The organism is Paenibacillus forsythiae T98 (assembly GCF_000520735.1).
Lineage (GTDB): Bacteria > Bacillota > Bacilli > Paenibacillales > Paenibacillaceae > Paenibacillus_AQ > Paenibacillus_AQ forsythiae.
On record NZ_ASSC01000489.1, the window covers coordinates 1 to 2,657 of the forward strand.

At 59.7% G+C, this 2,657-nt stretch carries 1 protein-coding gene and 1 pseudogene; both read right to left on the minus strand.

Annotated elements, in window-relative coordinates; all coding sequences use genetic code 11:
• Positions 1–245: 245 nt before the first annotated feature.
• A complete protein-coding gene (gene ligA / locus L692_RS0115505; RefSeq protein WP_025701065.1) occupies positions 246–2,270 on the minus strand; it encodes an NAD-dependent DNA ligase LigA in 2,025 nt (674 codons plus the stop codon).
• Between the two features lie 129 nt (positions 2,271–2,399).
• Positions 2,400–2,657, minus strand: a pseudogene (locus L692_RS28995) (ATP-dependent DNA helicase PcrA); the annotation flags it as partial.

A 2,657-nucleotide genomic window follows, 5' to 3' on the forward strand; every position in this document is an offset into this window, starting at 1 on the left:
CCAGCGGAAAGGATAAGGCCGGCCAAACCGCCGATTGCAACTTTTTTCAGACCTTTGTTCATTTGTTTATATACCCTCCCAGTAGTAAGTACTCAAATATAGTCTAAGGGGGGAGTATTTGCGCCATGTAAAGATATGGGCAGACTTGGGTTAATTTTCGCTGGGCAAAGAGGGGGAGGCCCCAAAGCCTCATTAATGGCTTTGGGGCCTCCCCCTTGCATAAGCATGAATATGCTGCCTGGATATCAAGCCGGCGCTCCGCCCTCCAGGAGCCGGATTAATTCTTCCTCATCGTCAATGACCGGCACGCCGAGCGCTTGCGCCTTTGCCAGCTTGCTGCCGGCTTTCTCCCCGGCGATGACGAGATCGGTCTTCTTGGAGACGCTGCCGGTCACCTTGGCGCCCAGCGCTTCCAGCCGCTCCGCCGCTTCGTCCCGGGTCAGCCTGTGGAGCGTTCCGGTCAACACTACTGTCTTGCCGGTGAAGAAGGAATCCTGGCTGACCGGCGCAGGAGCCTCCGGCGCCTTGGCCTGAACGCCCAGCTCAAGCAGACGGCGGATGCCTGTCACCACGAATGGATCGGCAAAATAGGAAACGATGCTCTCGGCCACAATGCCCCCGATATCAGGCAGCGCCGACAGCTCCTCCGCACTCGCCGTCATCACGGCGTTCAGATCGCGGTAGTGGTCGGCCAGCATCCGGGTCGTCGCCTTGCCGGTATTCGGGATGCCCAGCGCGTACAGGAAGGATGCGAGGTCACGGCCCTTGCTTTCTTCGAGCGCCTGAAGCAGATTGCTTGCCTTCTTCTCGCCGAACCGTTCCAGCTTCACCAGCTGCTCCAGCGTAAGCTCATAGAGATCCGCAGGCTCGCGGACGTTCAATTCCTCATACAGCTGTCCCGCCGTCTTCTCGCTGAACGTCTCGATGTCCATGGCGTCCCTTGAGGAATAATGCGTAATTCTCGCAACGATCTGCGGCTTGCAGTTCAGCTTGTTGTTGCAGAACAGATGCGCCCCGCGCATTTCCAGCGGAGAACAGCAGGCCGGACAGTGCTCGGGATAGATGATCTCCCCGCCGTCCTTCTCTTCGGTTACCTTCCCCAGAATCTCCGGGATGACGTCGTTGGAACGGCGGATGAAGACCCGCGTCCCGAGCGCATGCTTCAGGTTCTTCCGCTCAATGTCGCCGACATTGTTAAGCGTACAGTTCTGTACGGTAACTCCGGCCAATTCCACCGGTTCGACCCGCGCCAGCGGCGTCACTTTGCCGGTCCGGCCCACATTCCAGATTACCGATTCCAGTATGGTGGTCGTCTCCTCCGCCTCGAACTTGTAGGCGACCGCCCAGCGCGGGAACTTGTCCGTATAGCCCAGCACTTCCCGGATGCGGAAATCGGTAATTTTGATGACGGCGCCGTCGATCAGATAGTCCAGCTTGGAGCGGCCCTCCTCAATGTCGGCCAACTGCTCTGTCACTTCATCGAAATTATCGAAGTAGGCCAGGTAAGGGTTGACTTTGAATTGATTGTCGCGCAAGAACTGCATCATTTCCTGATGGGTCAGGAACTCTGCGCCTTCCGAATATCCGATATTGTAGAAAAAGGCATTCAGCCGCCGCTCGGCCGTCAGCTTCGGATTCAGGTTGCGCAGCGCTCCGGCCGCTCCGTTGCGCGCATTCTTCAGCGGCTCCGCCGCCGTCTTGTTATATTCGGCAAGCACCGACAAATTCATGATGCCCTCGCCCTGCACCTCAATGACGCCTTCCTTGAAAGGAATCGTCAGCGGAACCGATTTGATCGTCTTCACCTGAGCCAGAATGCCTTCGCCCGTAACGCCGTTGCCCCGCGTGGACGCCTGAACCAGCCGCCCGTTACGATAGGTCAGGTTCAGCGTCAGGCCGTCGAATTTCAGCTCCACGGCATAGCGCGGCTCGGGAAGAGGCTGCTCGGGATTTTTGCTGTTGTAGTCGTTCACCAGCCGGAGCACCCGGGCGTTCCAATTGCGGAGCTGCTCAATGTTCTGCGCCTTGTCGAGACTCCAGAGGGGAGCAAGGTGCCGGTGCGGGACAAAGCCCTTCAGCAGCTCGCCCCCGACGCGCTGGGTCGGCGAATCCGGCAGGGCGACGCCGCTCTCCGCTTCCAGGGCGACGAGCTTGTCGTACAGGGCGTCGTACTCCTTGTCGCTGATGAGCGGCGCATCCAGCGTATAGTAATGGTAATTATATTTATTCAGCTCCGCCACAAGCTCTTCCATCGTATGCATTGCGTCCATGCCTGAGACATCCCTCCGCCATACCAAATTGTGTCTTTATATTTCAGCCTGATCCAAAAGCCGGGTCTTTAATCGCCGGGCGTTCTCGCTCGCAACGCTCCGGCGCCCGAGCCGCCCGCAGCCGGACGCTTACTCCACCTTGGTGATCGGCGCGAATCCGGCCAGGAGCCGCTTCACGCCCATCGGCGCCGGAAAGGCAATCTGCAGCTCCATGTCGTTGCCGCTGCCCTTCACGGCGACAATGGTGCCGACGCCCCATTTGCCGTGCGAGACCTTGTCGCCCGCCTTGAAATCGGCGGGCGCTCCTCCCGCCGGGCGGGCCGCAACCCCGCCCGAGGTCACGGTCACGCGGCTGCGCCCCGTCGCCGCGGACGCCGAAGCGCCGCC